The sequence below is a fragment of the Streptomyces sp. NPDC021212 genome, assembly GCF_044332925.1.
In the GTDB taxonomy this organism is placed as follows: Bacteria; Actinomycetota; Actinomycetes; order Streptomycetales; family Streptomycetaceae; genus Streptomyces.
Map to the genome: position 1 here is coordinate 383,102 of NZ_JBIRPZ010000003.1, position 19,519 is coordinate 402,620.

Here is a 19,519-nt window from a genome sequence, read left to right on the forward strand (position 1 = left end):
CCGGCCGCGTCGACAGCCTGTCCGGGGGACCGTCCGACAGGTCGCACGGCGGGCTCCGGCGGCTCGCCGGGGCGCACGCGCGGGCGGTTCGGCGGGCGCGCCGGAGCCGGGGCGGGGGCGCGAGCCCGGCGCGGCGGCAGGGCGGAAGGGGCACCCTCGGGGCGGTGTACGGCGCCGCCGGGGCGCTCGCCGTGGTGGCGCTCGCCTGGACGGAGTGGCACGGGATACGCGAGCCGGGGGCGGCGCTCGCCTTCGGGCTGCTCATCGCCCTCGGGGAAGCCATCCGGTGCTGCGACGCGTCGGCCGCGCTCCCGCGCGCGAGCGGGGCGCACGAGCAGCGCGGCGAGCCGACGCCCCTCGCCGCCGCGGGCGCCCTCGGATACGCCCTGCTGGGGCAGCTGGGCGGGGAGCCCACCGGCCATGGGGTGCTCCAGGTCGTCACCGTCGTCGTGGCTGCCTCCCTGACCGGTCTGGTGCCGCGCATGGCGCTCGGGCGCCCGGCCGACCCGGGCCACACCGCCCGCCGCGTGCTGAGCGTGGGGTTCGCGGCCACCTGCTTCCAACCGTTGCACCACACCGGCCGGTTGGCCGCCTGGCCGGGGCACGGCCCCGCGCTCGTCGGCTACTTGCTGGGCGTGCTGGCCCTGACCGCGCTGTGCGACGCGGTGCTCGCGGCCGCCCTGGCCCGCGCCCGCACCGGCTGGCCGTACGGGCCGCTGCTCCGCGACGAGCTGCGGGCGCTGACCGGAATAGGGTCGGCGATCTGCGCGACCGGGGTGGTGATGGCGCTCACGGTGGCCGTCGCCGGGCTGTGGGCGCTGCCGGTGCTGGCGCTGCCGCCGCTGCTGATCCAGTACTCGTTCCGCCGCTACGCCGCGATCCGGGCCACCTGCCGGCAGACCATCGCCTCCCTGGCCCGCTCGACCGAGATCGCCGGGTACACCCCCGCCGGCCACGCCCGTAAGGTCGCCGGGCTCAGCCGGGCGGTCGGCCGTGAGCTGGGGCTTTCCGAGCCCGCCCTGACTGTGCTGGAATACGCGGCGCTGATGCACGACATCGGTCAGCTGTCCCTGGTGGACCCGGTGCCGGCCGGGGCGACCGAGCCGCTGTCCCGCGCCGAGCAGCGCCGGATCGCGCGGCTGGGCGGTGCCGTGGTACGGCAGACGGGGGTGCCGGCGGAGGTCGCGGTGATCGTCGAACGGCAGGCGGACCCGTACCGCGAACAGCCCCTGTCCGCGCGTATCGTGCGCGCGGTGAACGCGTACACCGAGGCGGCGGGCGGTCCGGCGGCCGCGGACCAGGGGGGAGCGGCCCCGCTGCGCGCCCTGGAGCGGCTGCGGCTGGGCACCGCGCGGGATTTCGATCCGGCGGTGGTCGAGGCGCTGGCGACGGTGCTGTCCCGCCCGGCGTACGACCGCCCCCGGTGAGGAACCCGGTCAGGAAGCCGGTGACGAAGGCGGTGACGAAGGCGGTGACGAAGGTGGAACTCGCGGGTAATGAGCGGGTCTCCCAAGAGGCATGGTTGGATGCGAGAGAGGGGTGTCGGGCCGATGGCCGGTGGCAAGGAGGTGTGGTGGGCATCGTCTCCCGGCCGAAGGGTGAGGGGCTGGGCTGAGATGTCCGCGGATGTGTGGCAGGTTGTCTCCCAGGGAGGGCGACGCCGTCCGCGTAAGGCTCTGGTACGGGACTACTTCGATACCGGCAGGCGGGAATCGTGAAGATCTTCGGCAAGGTACGGCACCGGCCGTCCGCCTCATGGCGGCAGGCCACGGACCGTGCGTTCACGCTCATCGGCGACGGCCGGTACGAGGACGCGGGCGCGCTGCTGACCCGCGCCGCCGACCTGGAGCCGTGGCTGTCGGAGTCCTGGTTCAACCTCGCGCTGCTGCACAAGTTCCGGCACGACTGGGAGCAGGCCCGGGCCGCCGGGCTGCGCGCCGTCGCCCTGCTGGACCGCGAGACGGGCGCTCCCGACTGGTGGAACGTGGGCATCGCCGCGACCGCCCTCCAGGACTGGCCGCTGGCCCGCCGCGCCTGGCAGGCGTACGGGCTGAAGGTGCCGGGGGAGGCGTCCGCTTCCGGTGAGCCGCTCGGCATGGAGCTGGGCAGCGCCGCGGTGCGGCTGTCGCCGGAGGGCGAGGCCGAGGTGGTCTGGGGCCGCCGGCTGGACCCGGCCCGGATCGAGGTGCTGTCGATCCCGCTGCCGTCCTCCGGGCGGCGCTGGGGCGAGGTGGTGCTGCACGACGGCGTGCCCCACGGTGAGCGGGTGACCTCCGCGGGCCCGTCCTACCCCGTCTTCGACGAGATCGAGCTGTGGGCGCCGTCCCCGGTGCCGACCTGGGTGGTGCTGCTGGAGGCGGCCACCGAGGCCGACCGGGACGCCCTGGAGCGGCTGGCGGCCGACGCGGGCTTCGCCGCCGAGGACTGGTCGTCGTCGGTGCGGCTGCTGTGCCGCTCCTGTTCGGAGAGCCGGATGCCGAGCGACGAGGGCGAGGGCGAGCACCTGGACCCGCACGACCACAGCGAGCCGGGCCACCCCGGACCGCTGGGGCACCGCACGGCGGGCTCGGGCTCGCTGTGGGTCGCCGAGCGCGAATGCGGGATCGCCGCCCCCAGCGGGCTGGTGCGGGGGCTGCTGGACGGCTGGGTCGCCGACAGCCCGGACACCCGGGAGTGGCGAGACCTTGAAGAGGTCTGCTGAGGTCTGCTGAATACCCGGAAAGGGCCACAGATCCCCCTGCCGTCCGGGCGGGCCGTACCCTGTAGGGCGACGCATCAGGGTTTGAAGGAAGGCGTACGGCGGACGATGTCGCAGCAAGGGACCACGAAGCAGCAGGTGGACGACGAGTTCGTCGTGGACACGGAGGACTGCGAGGAGCGCGAGCGGGCGTACCGCGAGCGCGGCACCGCCCGCCCGATCACCGTCGTCGGCAACCCGGTGCTCCACAAGGAGTGCCGGGACGTCACCGAGTTCGACGACGAGCTGGCGGCGCTGATCGACGACATGTTCGCCAGCCAGCGGGCGGCGGAGGGCGTGGGCCTGGCCGCCAACCAGATCGGTGTCGACCGCAAGGTCTTCGTCTACGACTGCATGGACGACGAGGGCGTACGCCACGTCGGCGTGGTCTGCAACCCGGTGCTGGAGGAGCTGCCCGCCGACCGCCGCGTGCTGGACGACTCCAACGAGGGCTGCCTGTCGGTCCCCACCGCCTACTGCGAGCTGGCCCGCCCGGACTACGCGGTGGTGCGCGGTCAGGACGCAGAGGGCAACCCGATCGCCGTGCGCGGCACCGGCTACTTCGCCCGCTGCCTCCAGCACGAGACGGACCACCTCTACGGCTACCTCTACATCGACCGCCTCTCCAAGCGCGACCGCAAGGACGTCCTCCGGCAGATGGCCGAGGGCACCGCGCGCTACGAGACGGTGCCGAACGACTGAGTGTGCCGTCATGCCAGAGGGCCGGACCCCGAGGGGTCCGGCCCTCTGGCACAGGTGAGGCTCAGAAGTCGTCGTCGAAGGAGACCGAGCCCTCGACCGCGACCTGGTAGGCCGAGGCGCGGCGTTCGAAGAAGTTGGTCAGCTCCTGGACGTCCTGAAGCTCCATGAAGGAGAACGGGTTCTCCGAGCCGAAGACCGCGGGGAAGCCGAGGCGCGCCAGGCGCTGGTCGGCCACGCATTCCAGGTAGGCGCGCATGGACTCGGTGTTCATGCCCGGCAGGCCGTCGCCGCACAGGTCGTGGGCGAACTGCAGCTCCGCCTCGACGGCCTCCTTCAGCATGTCGGTGACCTGCTGCTCCAGCTCGTCGTCGAAGAGGTCGGGCTCCTCCTCGCGGACGGTGTCCACGACCGAGAAGGCGAACTCCATGTGCATGGACTCGTCGCGGAACACCCAGTTGGTGCCGGTCGCCAGGCCGTGCAGCAGGCCGCGGGAGCGGAACCAGTAGACGTAGGCGAAGGCGCCGTAGAAGAAGAGGCCCTCGATGCACGCCGCGAAGCAGATCAGGTTGAGCAGGAAGCGGCGGCGATCGGCCTTGGACTCCAGGCGGTCGATCTTCTCCACCGAGTCCATCCAGCGGAAGCAGAACTCCGCCTTCTCCCGGATGGAGGGGATGTTCTCGACCGCCGCGAAGGCCGCCGCCCGGTCGTCCGGGTCGGGGAGGTAGGTGTCCAGCAGGGTCAGATAGAACTGGACGTGCACGGCCTCCTCGAAGAGCTGCCGCGAGAGGTACAGCCGCGCCTCGGGGGAGTTGATGTGCTTGTAGAGCGTCAGCACCAGGTTGTTGGAGACGATCGAGTCGCCGGTGGCGAAGAACGCGACCAAGCGGCCGATGAGGTGCTGCTCACCGGGGGAGAGCTTGGCGAGGTCGGCGACGTCCGAGTGGAGGTCGACCTCCTCCACGGTCCAGGTGTTCTTGATCGCGTCCCGGTAGCGGTCGTAGAACTGCGGGTACCGCATCGGCCGCAGGGTCAGCTCGAACCCGGGGTCGAGCAGGTTCTTGGTGTGGCCCGGCGCGGTGTTCACGGTGGTCATCTCGGATGCGGTGGGCATTACTGGCAGGCCTCGCAGGACTCGGGGTTTTCCAGGGAGCAGGCGACCGCGTCGTCCTCGGCGGGCGTCGCCGGCGCGGGGACGGTGGCCGTGGCGGCGCCCCCGCGGGCGCTCTGGGCGATCCGGGTCGCCGGGCGGGAGCGCAGGTAGTAGGTGGTCTTGATGCCGCGCTTCCAGGCGTACGCGTACATCGAGCTGAGCTTGCCGATGGTCGGCGCCGCCATGAAGAGGTTCAGCGACTGGCTCTGGTCGAGGTACGGGGTACGGGCCGCCGCCATGTCGATCAGGGCGCGCTGCGGGACCTCCCACGCGGTGCGGTACAGGTCCCGTACGTCGCTCGGCACCCAGGAGAGGTCCTGGACCGAGCCGTTGGCCTCGCGCAGCGCGTCACGGGTCTGGGCGTCCCATACGCCGAGCTTCTTCAGGTCGTTCACCAGGTAGGAGTTGACCTGGAGGAACTCACCGCTGAGCGTTTCGCGCTTGAAGAGGTTGGAGACCTGCGGCTCGATGCACTCGTACACGCCCGCGATGGAGGCGATGGTGGCGGTCGGCGCGATCGCCAGCAGCAGCGAGTTCCGCATGCCGGTCGTGGCCATCCGCCGGCGCAGCGCCTCCCAGCGCTCGGGCCAGGTGGCCCGCGCGTCGGCGTAGTGGTCCGGGTGGAGCACACCGCGCGCGGTGCGGGTCTCGGCCCAGGCCGGGTGCGGGCCGTGGCGCTCGGCGAGGTCGCAGGACGCCTCGTACGCGGCGAGCATGATGCGCTCGGAGATCCGGGTGGAGAGCGCCTGTGCCTCGGGCGAGTCGAACGGGAGCCGCAGCCGGAAGAAGACGTCCTGGAGGCCCATCAGGCCCAGACCGACCGGCCGCCAGCGGGAGTTGGAGGCCCCGGCCTCGTCGGTGGGGTAGAAGTTGATGTCCACCACGCGGTCGAGGAAGGTCACGGCGGTGCGGACGGTGCGGTCCAGCCGCTCCCAGTCCATCTCACCGTTCTCCCCGAGGTGGGCGGCGAGGTTGACCGAGCCGAGGTTGCAGACGGCGGTCTCGCCGTCGTCGGTGACCTCCAGGATCTCGGTGCACAGGTTGGAGGAGTGGACGACCCGGCCCGGCTCGGCGGTCTGGTTGGCGGTGCGGTTGGCGGCGTCCTTGAACGTCATCCAGCCGTTGCCGGTCTGCGCGAGGGTGCGCATCATCCGGGCGTACAGCTGGCGCGCCGGGACCTGCTTGAGCGCCCGCCCCTCGGCCTCGAAGCGGCGGTACGCGGCGTCGAACTCCTCGCCCCACAGGTCCACCAGCTCGGGCGCGTCCACCGGCGAGAACAGCGACCAGTCGGCGTCCGCCTCGACGCGGCGCATGAACTCGTCCGGGATCCAGTGCGCGATGTTGAGGTTGTGGGTGCGGCGGGCCTCTTCGCCCGTGTTGTCCCGCAGCTCCAGGAACTCCTCGATGTCCGCGTGCCACGTCTCCAGGTAGACGCAGGCCGCGCCCTTGCGCCGGCCGCCCTGGTTGACGGCCGCCACCGAGGCGTCGAGCGTGCGCAGGAACGGCACGATGCCGTTGGAGTGCCCGTTGGTGCCGCGGATGAGCGAACCGCGGGCGCGGATGCGGGAGTACGACAGACCGATGCCGCCCGCGTGCTTCGACAGCCGCGCCACCTGGTGGTAGCGGTTGTAGATCGAGTCCAGCTCGTCCAGCGGCGAGTCCAGCAGATAGCAGGACGACATCTGCGGGTGGCGGGTGCCGGAGTTGAACAGCGTGGGGGAGCTGGGCAGGTACGACAGCGTGCTCGTCATCCGGTACAGCTCGGCGACGTCGCCCAGCGCCCGCTCCGACAGGTCCTCGGCGAGCCCGCAGGCCACGCGCAGCAGGAAGTGCTGCGGGGTCTCGATCACCTGACGGGTGATCGGGTGGCGCAGCAGATAGCGGCTGTGCAGGGTGCGCAGCCCGAAGTAACCGAAGCGGTCGTCGGCCCCGTCGGCCAGCGCCTGGTCGACCAGCGCGTCCAGCCGGGCGGCGTGGGTCGTCACGAACTCGGCGGTGGAGTCGGCGATCAGGCCCTCGCCGTGGCCCACGGCGACGGAGGCGGTGAAGGAGTCCGCGCCCTGCCCGGCCGCCTCTTCGGCGATCGCGCGGGTCAGCAGCCGCGCGGCGAGCCTGGAGTACTCCGGCTCCTCGCCGATGAGTCCGGCCGCCGCCTCGGTCGCCAGGGAGCGCAACTCCGTTTCGTCCGAACCGGGATGGCGGCCGCGCAGGGCGGCGGCCGCGACCTTGCCGGGGTCGGTGGCGGGCAGATCGGCGGTGAGCGCGGTCAGGGTCCGCAGCAGGGCGGTCCCGGGGGCGTCGGCCGCTGCCGGAGTGTCGGCTGCCTCTGAGACCGGGTCGGCGGGCGCGATGGTCACTGAAGTGTTCTCCCTCGCTCGGCTGGGGGCCTGCGAGGGCGGTGCGCGATGGCCGCTTACGGGCATGCCGATTGCGCTTCACGGCACACCACGCAGCGTCCATCGACCCACCCCGCGAGGCCCGGACGTATGCAGACGGCCGTCGGCAGGTCATCGGACTCACGGATACGCGAAAGCGCACACGTACACCGTTGCGGGACAGTTCCGGATTCGCACCGGATTCCCCTGCGGCGACAGCGAGCACGAGCATACATCTTGTGTCGCGCTGCGTACGCGCCCCCAGATGTTGTGTCGTCAGCTGGGGGGATTCGTATGTATGTGCTAGTTGCGCCGGGTCTCGGCAGCGCCGGAATCCATGCGGCCGACCCCGGAAAACTAGCTTCCCGGACCGCTCGTCCGCCATTCGTCCAGGGCACGGGCGAGGCGGTCGCGGTAGCCGGCGTAGCCGTCCTCGTACGCGCCGCGAAGCTCGCTCCGCGGCTCGACGGTACGGGACGCGGCGCGCCAGTGGGACGCGTCCACGGGGTCGCCGAGCGACCGCCAGGCGACCGCCACCGCGCCCCGCGCGCCGACCTCCGGCTCGTCCGGAACGGCCACCGGGCGGCCCATGACGTTCGCGAAAATCTCCGTCCACGCGGCGGAACGCACGCCTCCGCCGCACAGCGCGAGCCGCCCCGAGAGCCCGGCCGCCTCCAGGCAGTGGCGGGCCGCGTAGGCGATGGCCTCGCACACGGCCCGTACGGTGTCGGCGCGGGTGGTGGCGAGCGTGAGACCGTCCAACCGCCCCTGAGCGGCGGGCTCCACGAACGGCGCGCGTTCCCCGGCGCCGGACAGGAAGGGCAGCGCCGTCACGCCGTTCGCGCCCGGCGGGCTCCCGTCGAGCAGGGTGTCCAGGGCGGCGGTGGTCGCCCCTGTGAGATCGAGCACCCACTCCAGGGCGGCGGTGCCGACCATCGCGGGCATCGCGCGCAGCCAGCGGTCCGGGTCGGGGGTGCACAGCCACATCCCGGCCGGATCGGCCGAGGGGTCCACCGTCGCGCGGTCGGTGAGCACCTGGCAGGCCAGCGTGGTGCCGACGATGAGCAGCCCGTCGCCCACGTCCCGCACCCCGCTGCCGATGGCGCACGCCGGAAGGTCGTACGGGCCGGAGACGACGGGCAGTCCGGGCGGCAGCCCGGTCAGCCGGGCCCCCTCGTCGTCCAGCGCGAGGACGGTGCCGGGCGGCGCGGGCGGGGGCAGCAGCCGGGCGTGGCCGGCCAGTCCGCACGGCTCCAGGGCGCCGGTCACATAGGTGCGGGTGGTGACGTCCAGGAACGGCAGGGAGGCGTCGGAGGCGTCCACGGCGATGACACCGGTCAGCCGCTGGGCCACCGCGTCCACGCAGTAGCCCGCGACCGCCGCCCGCTCCAGGGTCTCCGGCTCGTGCTCGGCCAGCCATCGCAGCAGCGGGGCATGGCAGCCCGGGAACAGCCCGGAGCCGGTGAGGGCGTAGAGGGCGGCGAGCGTGCCGTCGGCGCGCCAGCGGGCGATGGTGTCGCCTGCCCGGCCGTCCAGCCAGGAGATCGGCGGGCGCACCGCCCGGCCCGCCTCGTCCCGCAGCCACAGCCCGTCGCCCTGGCCGGTGAGCGCGAGCGCGACGGGCGGGCCGGGGAGCGCCGCGGCCACCTCGCGCACCACCTCGGCGACCGTGCGCAGTACCTCCTCCAGGTCCTGTTCGACCCGGCCGCCGGGGAGGCGGTCCAACGTGCTGGGGCGGGCCGCGGAGGCGAGCGCGACCCCGTCGCGGCCGAAGGCCACGGCCTTGGTGACGGAGGTGCCGACGTCCACTCCGATGATCACGCGCATGCCCTGCCGCCCTTCGGAACCGGTGCCCCATCACACGAGGGATGCTAGATTTAACATTCACGACGTGATCAGGCAATGGCCCGGACGTCAGCGTCCAGGCGATGGTTGACGCAGGGGAGAACCCGGATGACCGCCCGACTGCTGCTCGTACGCCACGGAGAGACCGTGTGGCACGCGGAGAACCGGTACGCCGGGATCTCGGACATCGCGCTGACCGAGCGCGGTCACCGGCAGGCGCGGGCCCTCGCCCACTGGGTGCGGGGGCGCCGGATCGACGCGATGGCCTGCTCCCCGCTGAGCCGCGCGCGGCACACCGCCGAACCGGCCGCCATCGCGCTGTCCCTGGTCCCCGAAGTCGTCGAGGACCTGCGCGAGATGGACTTCGGCTGGGGCGAGGGCCGCACCCTCGCCGAGATGGAGGCGGAGGACCCGGCGGCCGTCCGGGCGTTCCGCGCCGACCCCGAGGCGGGCGCCTTCCCCGGGTCGGAGCGCCCCGGTGAGGCCGCGGCCCGGGCGGTCGCCGCCCTGCGCCGGCTGGCCGCCGCGCATCCGGACCGCACGGTGCTGGTCGTGGCGCACAACACCCTGCTGCGGACCGCGCTGTGCACCCTGCTCGGCATCCCCGTCGGCCGCTACCGCACGGTCTTCCCCCGGCTGGACAACGGGGCGGTGACCGAGATCGGGATCGACGGCGACCGCACGGCGCTGCGCTCCCTGAACGTGCCCACCGATGGAGCTTCAGGAGGTCCCCGCCCATGACCACGGTCCGCTCCCAGGACACCCGCAGACAGACCATCACCGAATACGTCCTCGCGCACTCCACCGCCACCGCGGCGGAGCTGGCCGACCTCACCGGGGTCAGCCTGATGACCGTGCACCGGGACCTGGACGAGCTGGCCCGGCTCGGCGTGCTGCGCAAGTTCCGGGGCGGGGTCTCGGCCCTGCCCACGTCGGTCTTCGAGTCCAGTCTGGCCTACCGGATGGGCGCCCACCGGGCCGAGAAGGAGGCGGTGGCCGCCACCGCGGCGGAGCTGGTCGAGCCCGGGATGTCGGTGATGCTGGACGACTCCACGACCGTCCTCGCGCTCGCCCCGCTGCTGGTGGAGTCCGCCCCGCTGACGGTGGTGACCAACGCCCGGCGGGTGATCGAGGTCTTCGCCGGGGTGCCCCGGATCCGGCTCATCGGGCTCGGCGGGGAGTACTCGCACACCCATGACTCCTTCCTCGGCGTGCCGTGCGCGGACGCGATCGCGGCGCTGGCGGTGGACCTCGCGCTGGTCAGCACCTCGGCCATGGACGCGGCGACCACGTACCACCAGGAGCAGGACGTGGTGCTGGTCAAGCGCGCCATGCTCGCCGCCGCCGCCCGCACGGCGCTGCTGATGGACGCGTCCAAGACCCGGCGCACGGCGCTGCACCGGCTGCGCCCGCTGGCCGACTTCGACCATCTGGTGGTGGACGGCGCGGCGGACGCCCGGCTGGTCGGGGAGTGGCGGGAGCGTACGGACGTGAGGATCGCGCCCACCTCTTTTTAACGTCGCCAGTGTTAACTTAACTCCACGCGTGAGGGACGGGATACGTGATGTCCGACCGGGCCGAGGCCGTCACCGAGGTCGTCGCGGGGATCGACATCGCCACGGCGGCGGTGCGGGTGGTGTGCGCCGACGCACACGGGCGCGTACGGGCGCGGGGCGGCGCGGAACTCCCGCCCCCGCGCCGGGGCGTGGGCGGCCGCAGCGAACAGGACGCCACGGCCTGGTGGCCCGCCGTCGCGGCGGCCCTGCGCCAGGCCACCGGGGCGCTTCCGGCGGGCGGCCGGGAGGTCGTGGCGGTGGCCGTCGCCGCCACCTCCGGCACGATCGTCCTCGCGGACGGCCGGGGCGAACCCCTCGGCCCCGCCCTGATGTACGACGACCGCCGCGCCGCCGGGCTCAACGCCCGCGCCCAGGAGGCGGGCGCCCCGCGCTGGCGGGCCCTCGGCCTGTCGGTCGGCCCGACCGCCGCCCTCGGCCGCATCGCCTGGCTGGCGGGCGTGGAGGGGCCGGGCGCCGCGCCCGGCGGCGCGGCGGGCCATCTCCTCCACACCCCCGACCTCGTCGGGTGGCGGCTCACCGGCGGGCCCGTCGCGACCGACTGGTCGCACGCGCTCAAGAGCGGCTACGACGCGCGCGCCGGGGAGTGGCCGGGCGAGGTGTTCGACGCGCTCGGCGTACCGGCCCGGTGGCTGCCGTCCGTCCGGGCACCGGCCACCCCGGTCGGCACGGTGTGCGCGGAAGCCGCGGCGGAGACCGGGCTGCCGGCCGGTTGCGTGGTCCGCCTCGGCATGACCGACGGCTGCGCCGGACAACTCGCCACCGGGGCCGTGCGGCCGACGCAGTTCGTGGGGATCCTCGGCACCACGTACGTCCTCAAGGGCGTCACCCGCGACCTGATCGCCGACCCCTCCGGCGCGCTCTACAGCCACCGCCACCCCGACGGCTGGTGGCTGCCGGGCGGCGCCTCCAACACCGGCGGCGAGGCCCTCGCGCACGCTCCGTCCGGCGATCTGCCCGCACTGGACCGCGCCGCCGCGGACCGCGGTCCGGCTTCGGTGGTCGCGTATCCGCTGCGCCGTGAGGGCGAGCGCTTCCCGTTCGTCAGCGGCGCGGCCCGGGGCTTCGTCCTCGGCACTCCGGCCGACGACGCCGACCGGCACCGCGCCACGCTGGAGGGCGTGGCCTTCCTGGAACGCCTCGCCCTGGAGCGGATCGCGGAGTTGGGCGTGGCGGTCGAGGGCCCGCTGTGGGCCGCGGGCGGCGGCAGCCGCAGCCCGCTGTGGACCCGGATCCGCGCCACCGTCCTCGGCCGCCCCCTGCGCGTCGCCGACCACGCCGAAACGGCCTTCGGCGCCGCCCTGCTGGCCGCCTCCGGGACCCTCCACCCGGACCTCACCGCGAGCGCCGCCGCGATGGTCCGCCCCGGCCGGGACGTCGAACCGGACGCGCGCGAGCACGCCGCCCTCGACGCCTCGTACGCCACGTTCACCGCCGCTCTGCGCGCCCGCGGCTGGCTGCTGCCGTGAGCGACGGGCGGCGGGCACCTACACCTTCACGGTGAACGCCCACAGCGCCACGTCCGGCACCGGCTCCCAGTCCCGCTCGGGCGCGCGCCGGAACCCCAGCCGCTCGTACAGCCGGTGGGCGGTGGTCATCCTGGGGTGGGTGGACAGGACCATGCCCGCGAGCCCCAGCTCCCGCGTACGGTCCATACAGGCCCGCACCAGCGCCTCCGCCGCCCCGCGACGCCGCGCCTCGGGCCGCACCGCGAGCATCCGGAACTCGCTCTCGTCCGGCCGGGCCAGCTCCGCGTACGTCCCCCCGTGCACGGCGAACGCCAGCGCGCCCAGCACCGCATCGCTCTCCGCGTCCGCCGCGACCAGCACCTCCGACCCGGCGGCCCGCTTCCGCGCGTCGCGCAGCTCCTCGATGTACGGGTCCTCGGCCCCGAAGTCCAGCAGCCCGTCGCCGAGGTACACGGCCGCGGTGAACTCCCCGATCTCGTCCAGTTCCTCGTCCCGCGCGCGTCTGATCGTGACATCCATACCCGCAGTCTGCCGCAGGGCACCGACAGCCGGACCGTCACGGGGTGACGGCGGTGATCACTCCCGTGGAACCGGCGCGCTTGTTGGCCGCCTCGGCCTCCTGGAAGGTCACATAGCGCCGGACCGTGCCGGCGGCAGCGTCAATTGGTACACGACGGTTCTTTGCGGTGTTCCGCCACCACAGTTGCAGCCCATGGGTGCTTTTCCCTTCAGTCGAAGCGAGTGGAGTCAGTCGAGCCACCGCGACGCCACACCGGCGAGATAGGAAAGCGTCAGGGCGGTGGCCGGGATGTGGAACCACGCGGTGGTGTGCAGCGTTTCGGCGTACACGGCGGACGCCCCGCCCACCCATGTGCTGGTGCACCAGCCGCAGTTGACCAGATAGGTGACCGGAGAGTCGTCGCCGAACCGGTCGGCGATCCACATCCGGAACCCCGCCGCCAGGGTGTCCTTGGTGAGGAAGCGGGTGATGCGGCAGGTGGTGCCGAGGGCGAGGAGGAACGCTGCCAGGCTCATGGGGTCGTTCCCTACCGGTTCGGTCAAGCCAGTGACGGGGGGACGGACTCCGGCCGAGGATGGGCGACCTCAACTGCCGATACCACTCATTACAAGCGCGAGGGGCGGCAGCGAGCCATACGCCGAACGAGTGATGACCGCCGCTGGGTCTTGAGTGAAGCGGGGGTGCGTGGATAACTGGAAACGTGGTCGCCGGGCCCGTTCCTACCTCGTCGGCCATTTTCAGGAGCCGGGCATTCGCCCCGTTTCTCCGTCACTTTCCGCGCGCCACTTCCGCGCCCTGATCGGCCGCGCCCCATTTCTCTCTTCCGGTGTCGGCCCGCATCGGCGGCGGCCGACGGGTGCGCGTCCCTCACCCCTCTCCGGGAGGACCGACCATGACCTCGACCGATCTCGCGCCCGCCGCCGCATCCACCGAGGGCAACTGGCCCTGGTGGCCACCGGCACCGTGGGGACCGCCGCTGCTGCTGTCCGTCGTGCCCAACTCGGGCCCCACCGGCGGTGGCAACCTCGTCCAGCTGACCGGGGTGAACCTGCACAACGTCATCAGCGTGACCTTCGGCGGCATCCCCGCCACCATCGTCAATCAGAACGGCAACGACACCGTCCTGGTGATCGCTCCGCCGCACGCGGCCGGGCCCGTACAGGTCCTCGTCACCACCACCTCCGGCACCAGCAACAGCCAGCCGTACACCTACGTGGCGCCGCCCCCGCCCACCGCCACCTCCATCACCCCGGCCGTGGGCCCGACCACCGGCGGCACGGTGTTCGTCATCAACGGCACCAACCTGAACACCGTCACCAGCGTCACCTTCGCCAACGTCCCCGCGACTATCCTGGCCGTGAACCCCGCCGGTACCCAACTGGTCGGCATCACCCCGCCGGGCTCGGCCGGTACCGCCGCCGTGGTCGTCACCGGCCCCGGTGGCTCCGTCACCATCCCGGGCGGCTTCACCTACTTCCCCGCCCCGCCCCCGCCGGTGGCCACCAGCATCGCGCCCACCACGGGGACATCGGCCGGCGGCACGCCGTTCACCATCACCGGCACCAACCTCGGCGGTGTGCTGGCCGTGCTGTTCAACGGCGTTCCCGCCACCGGCGTGGCCGCCACCGCCACCACGGTCACCGGCGTCACTCCGCCCGGAGTGGTCGGCCCCGCGACCGTCACCCTGGTGACGGCCACCGGAACCGCCACCGTCCCCGGCGGCTTCATCTACACCTGACCCGTACGGCACCGGCAGCCGGGCATCCCGGCTGCCGGTGCCCACGCGTCCTAGGCGACGCCGTGGTGGCCGTCGCCCGGGCGGTGGTGGTCGAAGGCCAGCACCTGGCCCGGGGTCACCAGGAACGGCCGCATCATCGCCATGTCCTCGTGCTCCAGGATGTGGCAGTGGTACATGAAGCGGCCGGTCGCGCCGGTGAAGCGGCCGATGACGTTGACCATCTGGCCGCCCGGCACCTGGATGGTGTCCTTCCAGCCCCGCTCGCTCGGCAGCACTTCCAGCTCCCCGGAGTAGGCGACCGGCGCGTCCTTGCCGGTACCGCCCACCGCCGGGTCGAAGCCGCCGGCCGCGTACGCCTGACGGCTCATGGCCTGGAAGCTGATCAGGTGGATGTGCATCGGGTGGGTCGGACCGCCCAGGTTGAGGAAGCTCCACTGCTCCCAGGAGTCCAGCTCGACGCTGATGCCCATGGCGTCGTCGAAGGTGCGGGAGATCCGCTGGTACGTGGTCGTCTCACCCATCTCGTTGCGGACCTGGATGACCCCGTCACCCGGGATCGTCACATCGGCCTCGGCGACCTGCCGCAGCTCCCAGATCTCCGGGTGGCCGTTGCCGCCGACCGTGCCGGGCGGGGTGAGGGCGATGATCCGGTGCCCGTGGGCCGGGGCGTTGGCGTGGGTGATCCGTTGGAACGAGGAGAGCACCTTCGGCAGGACGAAGCGGTCGCGGACCGGTTCGCCGTCCACCCGGAACTGCATCACCTGCGGGTACGGTACGCCGCCCGCCTCATCGGCCTCGCCCGGGTTCTTCCCGTCCGGGGTGTTGACCAGGCGCAGGGTGCGGCCGCGCAGCCGGGAAAAGTCGATCAGCAGGTCGAGCCGCTCGGACGGCGCGATGGACACCGGCGCGTCGAGGTCCACCGGGCGGTCCAGCAGCCCGCCGTCCGTCCCGATTTGCTTGACCGCCCCGGTCACCTGCTGACCAGTCTCCTCGTCGATCAGCGCCAGCCGGTAGAAGCGCGCGTTGGACGCGTTGACCACCCGGAACCGGTACCAGCGCGCCTCCACGTCGAAGTGCGGCCAGATGACCCCGTTGACCAGCGTGTACGGCCCGTTGAACGGGATCGTGACATTGCGCCCCTCGGCGTCCTTGCCGACGGACTGCACCTTGTGCAGCAGCCGCCCGGTCAACCGCCCGTCGGGGTCCTTGTCGAGGTTGCGGTCCATCAGGACCAGCGGCACCTCGTACTCGTCGCGCGGCAGCCGCAGCGCTTCCTCCTCCTCGTCGCGGATGAGGTACATGCCCGCCAGGCCGGTGAACACGTTCCACCGGGTGATGTGCATGGCGTGGTCGTGGTACCAGAGCGCCGTCGCGCGGCAGTCGTTCGGGTACTCGGAGAGCTGCGCGTCACCGGGCGATACCGCGTTCTGCGCCCACCCGTCGTTAGCGGCGCCGGTCGGGGCGCCGTGCAGATGCGTCACCGACCACGGCGGCAGCTCCGCGACGCCCTTGACCTCCTCGGCGCCCGCCTCGTCATGCCCCGGGACGTTGCTCGCGGGCGGGCCGGCGATCGGAACCTCGTACGCGGTCACCGGGTACGCGCCGGACAGCCGGTTCGTCCAGGCCACCCGCAGCCGCTGCTTGCGGCGCACCTCGATGGTGGGCCCGGGGAAGTTCCCCTGGTAGGCCCACACCCGGCTCGGCGGCAGCTGCGAGTGCAGCCGCACCCAGGTGGCGCGCAGATCGACCGTGACCCCCTCCAGCGCCTCCGCCTTGTCCGGGCGCAGCCGCGGCGGTATGCGCAGGGCGTCCATGAAGGGCACGAGCCCGGCCGCGGGCGGCGCGGCCGGAACGGACCGCCCCTCCGGACCGTCCTGCCCCTGCGGACCGGTCTCCTCGAACTCCTCGAAATCGTTGTGGACAAGCGTGTCGGACATCGCCGAACCCCCGTTGTGTTTCCCCCGTGCCGCCACGGTGTGTGGCGGCACACTTCTCACCCATTCGGACGAGCGCAGGCGCGCGACAGTTGCCGCAATCCTGGCGGAATGCGCCATTCTGTGCCGGATTGGCTCGAACAAGTCGGTGGAATCGGTGCGTCCGGGAAAAAAGGGGGGAAGTTCGACCGTCTCCGGGGGTGAAACTCATGACGAGGCGACGGCGTTCGCAGGTGTCCACCTAGTACGTGCCGCCGCTACGGGGGTCACGGTGACGCGCTCTCCGCGGGCGCAGGAGCAGGGTGAGCGCCCCGTAGCGGATGCGGAGGGTGGCGTTGCCGACGAAGAGGATCTCGGCGGAGCCGTCACGGGCCGACCACCGTCTTCCGCTCCTCCGGGCGGCCGGGGGCGGACAGCGCTGCGGCCGCGGCGTCGTGCAGTGACTCCAGTGCCGTGCGCTGCCGCCGCGCCCGGTCCAGCAGCTCGGTGAGCCGATCGGGCTCCAGCCGTGTGTCATGGTCGGCCGCGACCAGCAGCGTGTGCCACAGCAACGCCTTGCCCTCGACCCCGATCCGCAGCCCCTCCAGCTCGATGAGCGTGCTGAGTCCCGAACGGCGCACCACCCGGCCGTTGGGCTTCAGCCGCCCGGCCTTCTCGCCCAGCCAGCCGCCACAGAGCTTGTAGCGGCGTACGGGCACCTCCAGTGCGGCCATGATGGCGCGGAGCGCCTCCCGGTCCTCCATGATCTGTACGGCGAGGTTCTCCAGGTCGGCGCCGACGGCCGACCGCCGGTACTCGCGGGCCATCCGGCGGGCCAGCTCCACCCCGCCCGTCGCCCCCGCCAGGTGGTCGTTGAGGTAGATGCCGAGCATGCGGGGGCCTGTCCTGGGCTCGCTCATGATCACCCTCCCGGATCGGGCGAGGTCGTACCGTCCAGCGCGCCCCTGAGGAGTGCCCACCCCCCGCCACCTCAACCAGCCTTTCCCCGGGGGCGGCGGCGGTCCGGTAGGTTGGAACGCGGTGCCCCGCGCGCCCCGGACGAGCGCGTCGTACCCGGTCAGGACAAGACGACGTAGTCAGCTGTCCGTTGCTACGCGAGGTTCCTGTCATGGCGTGGATTCTTCTGATGCTGTCCGGTCTGCTGGAGACGGTCTGGGCGGCGGCCCTCTCGGCGTCGCACGGCTTCAGCCGGCTCCGCCCCGCCCTGCTGTTCGTCGCAGCCGCCGCGCTGAGCATGGCTGGGCTGTCGTACGCGATGCGGTCCATTCCCATCGGCACCGGCTACGCGGTGTGGGTCGCGATCGGGGCGGTGGGGACCGCGGCCTACGGCATGGTCGCGCTCGGCGACCCGGTGAGCGCGGGGCGCATCGTCTGCCTGGGCCTGATCGTCAGCGGAGTGGTCGGGCTGAAGCTCCTGCACTGAGCAACACGAACGGGCCGCCGCCTCCCGCGAGGGAGACGGCGGCCCGCTGACGGAAGAGGCCGGGTTCAGTGTCCGCCCGGCGCGCCCGCCGTGGCGGGCGGCAGGTCGGCCTGGACGCCGGGGTCGCCCGCGTCCGCCGTGTAGTCGGCCGGGGACGTCTCGTCCACGCCGTCGGGGGCCTTCAGCGCCCGCAGGACGAAGGTGAGCACCACGGTGACCGCGATGTTGAGGACGAAGGCGGTGAAACCGATGTAGCCGATCTCGCCGATGCCCGGAATCTCGTCCGAGCTGCCGCCGAAGTGCTTCTGGGTGGGGCTGGCCACGCCGTACGCCGCGACCGTGCCGTAGATCATGCCGACCGCCCAGCCGCCGAGCAGCGCCCACCGGTGGAACCAGCGGGTGAACAGGCCGCCCACCATGGCCGGGAAGGTCTGGAGGATCCAGATGCCGCCCAGCAGCTGGAAGTTGATGGCGACGGTCTTGTCCATGGTCAGGACGAAGGCCAGCGCGCCGACCTTCACCAGCAGCGAGACCAGCTTGGAGACCTTGGTCTCCTGCGCCGGGGTGGCGTCCGGCCGCAGGAAGTCCTTGTAGATGTTGCGGGTGAACAGGTTCGCCGCGGCAATGGACATGATGGCCGCCGGGACGAGGGCGCCGATGCCGATGGCGGCGAAGGCGACACCCGTGAACCAGTCCGGGAACATGTTCTCGAAGAGCTGGGGGATCGCCAGCTGCCCGTTGTCCACCTTCACGCCCGCCGCGATCGCCATGAAGCCCAGCAGTGCCAGCAGGCCGAGCATCAGCGAATACAGCGGCAGGATGGTGGCGTTGCGGCGGATCACCTCGCGGCTGCGGCTGGAGAGCGTGGCGGTGATCGAGTGCGGATACATGAAGAGTGCCAGCGCCGAGCCGAGGGCGAGCGTGGCGTAGCCCCACTGCTGTTTGTCGCCGCTGGCCAGCGCGCCCTTGGGCGCGCCGGTCGGGCCCGGCTGCGACAGCGCGTGGCCCGCCTTGGCGAAGATGTCGTCGAAGCCGCCCAGCTTCATCGGGATGTAGATGATCGCCACCGCGATGACGATGTAGATCAGCGTGTCCTTGACGAAGGCGATGAGCGCCGGGGCGCGCAGCCCGGACGAGTAGGTGTACGCGGCGAGCACACCGAAGGCGATCAGCAGCGGCAGGTCCTTGACGAACCAGTTGGTGTCCTCGCCGCCGCCCACGCCCATCACGTCCAGCACCGCCTGGATGCCGACGAGCTGGAGGGCGATGTACGGCATGGTGGCGAGGATGCCGGTGATCGCGACGGCCAGCGAGAGCCCCTTGGAGCCGAAGCGGCCGCGGACGAAGTCCGAGGTGGTGACGTATCCGTGCTTGTGGGACACCGACCACAGCCGGGGCAGGAAGGTGAAGATCAGCGGATACACGAGGATGGTGTACGGCACCGCGAAGAACCCGGCCGCGCCCGTCGCGTAGATGGCGGCCGGGACGGCGACGAAGGTGTACGCGGTGTAGAGGTCGCCGCCGAGCAGGAACCAGGTGATCCAGGTGCCGAAGCTGCGGCCGCCGAGACCCCATTCGTCGAGGTTGTCGGCGTTCTCCGCGGCCCGCCAGCGGGCGGCGAGGAAGCCCATCACCGTGACGGCGAGGAAGAAGAAGATGAAGACGGCGAGCGCTACGCCGTTCACGCCGTCCTTCATGCGGAATCGCCTCCCCTGCGCGCCCGCTGCTCACGGCGGACCAGGATGTACGCGAGCGTCGTCAGCGCGGCCGAGATCGGCACCCAGAGCATCTGGTACCAGTAGAAGAACGGGATGCCGATGAGAGTCGGCTCGGTCTTCGCGTACGAGCCGACCCACAGCATCGCCACGAAGGGCGCGATGAGACAGAGCGCGGCGACGACGCGCGAGGGCGTGACGACCGGTCTCCTGTCTGCGGACGTGTCTGACATGGCGGCGGGCTCCCGTCCCCTCGGGTGATGACCTGCGACGTACATGGTCGACGCCGATCATCCCTGCGGTGCATCAGCGCTGATCATTTGTGCAATGCGCAGGA

17 protein-coding genes and 2 riboswitches are annotated in these 19,519 nt (G+C 72.3%); of the genes, 8 read left to right on the forward strand and 9 right to left on the reverse strand.

Annotated features, from left to right (window positions below):
• Positions 1 to 164: 164 nt before the first annotated feature.
• From ACH4SI_RS09975 to def, 3 genes are all read left to right on the forward strand, one after another.
• A complete protein-coding gene (locus ACH4SI_RS09975; protein ID WP_398294642.1) occupies positions 165 to 1,427 on the forward strand; it encodes an HD-GYP domain-containing protein in 1,263 nt (420 codons plus the stop codon).
• Positions 1,428 to 1,714: 287 nt separating this feature from the next.
• The gene (locus ACH4SI_RS09980; RefSeq protein WP_355851457.1) at positions 1,715 to 2,701 is read left to right on the forward strand and encodes a hypothetical protein; all 987 of its coding nucleotides are present in this window, start codon (positions 1,715 to 1,717) and stop codon (positions 2,699 to 2,701) included.
• Positions 2,702 to 2,806: 105 nt separating this feature from the next.
• Positions 2,807 to 3,439: a peptide deformylase gene (gene def / locus ACH4SI_RS09985; RefSeq protein ID WP_398294645.1), complete on the forward strand. Its 633-nt coding sequence runs from the start codon at positions 2,807 to 2,809 to the stop codon at positions 3,437 to 3,439.
• Positions 3,440 to 3,500: 61 nt separating this feature from the next.
• Here def and ACH4SI_RS09990 read toward each other — a convergent pair whose 3' ends face one another.
• From ACH4SI_RS09990 to ACH4SI_RS10000, 3 genes are all read right to left on the reverse strand, one after another.
• Positions 3,501 to 4,532 carry a ribonucleotide-diphosphate reductase subunit beta gene (locus ACH4SI_RS09990; RefSeq protein WP_398294647.1) on the reverse strand — a complete coding sequence of 344 codons (1,032 nt, stop codon included), beginning with the start codon at positions 4,530 to 4,532 and terminating at the stop codon, positions 3,501 to 3,503.
• 17 nt (positions 4,533 to 4,549) lie between these two features.
• On the reverse strand, positions 4,550 to 6,946 hold the full coding sequence (locus tag ACH4SI_RS09995; protein WP_398294649.1) for a ribonucleoside-diphosphate reductase subunit alpha: 2,397 nt from the start codon (positions 6,944 to 6,946) through the stop codon (positions 4,550 to 4,552).
• 126 nt (positions 6,947 to 7,072) lie between these two features.
• Positions 7,073 to 7,213, reverse strand: a riboswitch (cobalamin riboswitch).
• 108 nt (positions 7,214 to 7,321) lie between these two features.
• Positions 7,322 to 8,791: an FGGY family carbohydrate kinase gene (locus ACH4SI_RS10000; protein WP_398294651.1), complete on the reverse strand. Its 1,470-nt coding sequence runs from the start codon at positions 8,789 to 8,791 to the stop codon at positions 7,322 to 7,324.
• 126 nt (positions 8,792 to 8,917) lie between these two features.
• On the opposite strand from ACH4SI_RS10000, the gene ACH4SI_RS10005 reads away from it, so the two are divergent.
• The 3 genes from ACH4SI_RS10005 to ACH4SI_RS10015 are packed head-to-tail and all read left to right on the forward strand — an operon-like array spanning position 8,918 to position 11,852.
• Positions 8,918 to 9,550 (forward strand): histidine phosphatase family protein, encoded by a 633-nt coding sequence (locus ACH4SI_RS10005; protein ID WP_398294653.1) that lies wholly within the window; start codon positions 8,918 to 8,920, stop codon positions 9,548 to 9,550.
• Positions 9,547 to 10,326, forward strand: coding sequence for a DeoR/GlpR family DNA-binding transcription regulator (locus ACH4SI_RS10010; protein ID WP_398294655.1), 780 nt, complete (start codon positions 9,547 to 9,549; stop codon positions 10,324 to 10,326). The genes ACH4SI_RS10005 and ACH4SI_RS10010 overlap by 4 nt, the downstream gene beginning before the upstream one ends.
• A gap of 47 nt (positions 10,327 to 10,373) precedes the next feature.
• Positions 10,374 to 11,852, forward strand: coding sequence for an FGGY-family carbohydrate kinase (locus ACH4SI_RS10015; protein ID WP_398294657.1), 1,479 nt, complete (start codon positions 10,374 to 10,376; stop codon positions 11,850 to 11,852).
• Positions 11,853 to 11,870: 18 nt separating this feature from the next.
• Here ACH4SI_RS10015 and ACH4SI_RS10020 read toward each other — a convergent pair whose 3' ends face one another.
• The gene (locus tag ACH4SI_RS10020) at positions 11,871 to 12,371 is read right to left on the reverse strand and encodes a GNAT family N-acetyltransferase (protein ID WP_398294659.1); all 501 of its coding nucleotides are present in this window, start codon (positions 12,369 to 12,371) and stop codon (positions 11,871 to 11,873) included.
• A 228-nt stretch (positions 12,372 to 12,599) separates the two neighbouring features.
• Complete coding sequence (locus tag ACH4SI_RS10025) at positions 12,600 to 12,887, reverse strand: hypothetical protein (RefSeq protein ID WP_398294661.1); 288 nt, start codon at positions 12,885 to 12,887, stop codon at positions 12,600 to 12,602.
• Between the two features lie 377 nt (positions 12,888 to 13,264).
• On the opposite strand from ACH4SI_RS10025, the gene ACH4SI_RS10030 reads away from it, so the two are divergent.
• A complete protein-coding gene (locus ACH4SI_RS10030) occupies positions 13,265 to 14,110 on the forward strand; it encodes an IPT/TIG domain-containing protein (protein WP_398294663.1) in 846 nt (281 codons plus the stop codon).
• Positions 14,111 to 14,160: 50 nt separating this feature from the next.
• Here ACH4SI_RS10030 and phsA read toward each other — a convergent pair whose 3' ends face one another.
• Both phsA and ACH4SI_RS10040 read right to left on the reverse strand, forming a co-directional pair.
• Positions 14,161 to 16,047 carry an O-aminophenol oxidase PhsA gene (phsA, locus tag ACH4SI_RS10035; protein WP_398294665.1) on the reverse strand — a complete coding sequence of 629 codons (1,887 nt, stop codon included), beginning with the start codon at positions 16,045 to 16,047 and terminating at the stop codon, positions 14,161 to 14,163.
• Between the two features lie 362 nt (positions 16,048 to 16,409).
• Positions 16,410 to 16,943: a hypothetical protein gene (locus ACH4SI_RS10040; protein ID WP_398294667.1), complete on the reverse strand. Its 534-nt coding sequence runs from the start codon at positions 16,941 to 16,943 to the stop codon at positions 16,410 to 16,412.
• A 112-nt stretch (positions 16,944 to 17,055) separates the two neighbouring features.
• Positions 17,056 to 17,121: riboswitch (guanidine-III (ykkC-III) riboswitch) on the forward strand.
• 31 nt (positions 17,122 to 17,152) lie between these two features.
• On the opposite strand from ACH4SI_RS10040, the gene ACH4SI_RS10045 reads away from it, so the two are divergent.
• Positions 17,153 to 17,467 (forward strand): DMT family transporter, encoded by a 315-nt coding sequence (locus ACH4SI_RS10045; RefSeq protein WP_398294669.1) that lies wholly within the window; start codon positions 17,153 to 17,155, stop codon positions 17,465 to 17,467.
• 65 nt (positions 17,468 to 17,532) lie between these two features.
• On the opposite strand, the gene mctP is transcribed toward ACH4SI_RS10045, so the two are convergent.
• Together mctP and ACH4SI_RS10055 are read right to left on the reverse strand one after the other, a co-directional pair.
• Positions 17,533 to 19,164: a monocarboxylate uptake permease MctP gene (gene mctP, locus ACH4SI_RS10050; protein WP_398294671.1), complete on the reverse strand. Its 1,632-nt coding sequence runs from the start codon at positions 19,162 to 19,164 to the stop codon at positions 17,533 to 17,535.
• On the reverse strand, positions 19,161 to 19,415 hold the full coding sequence (locus ACH4SI_RS10055; protein WP_398294673.1) for a DUF3311 domain-containing protein: 255 nt from the start codon (positions 19,413 to 19,415) through the stop codon (positions 19,161 to 19,163). The genes mctP and ACH4SI_RS10055 overlap by 4 nt, the downstream gene beginning before the upstream one ends.
• Between the last annotated feature and the right edge of the window lie 104 nt (positions 19,416 to 19,519).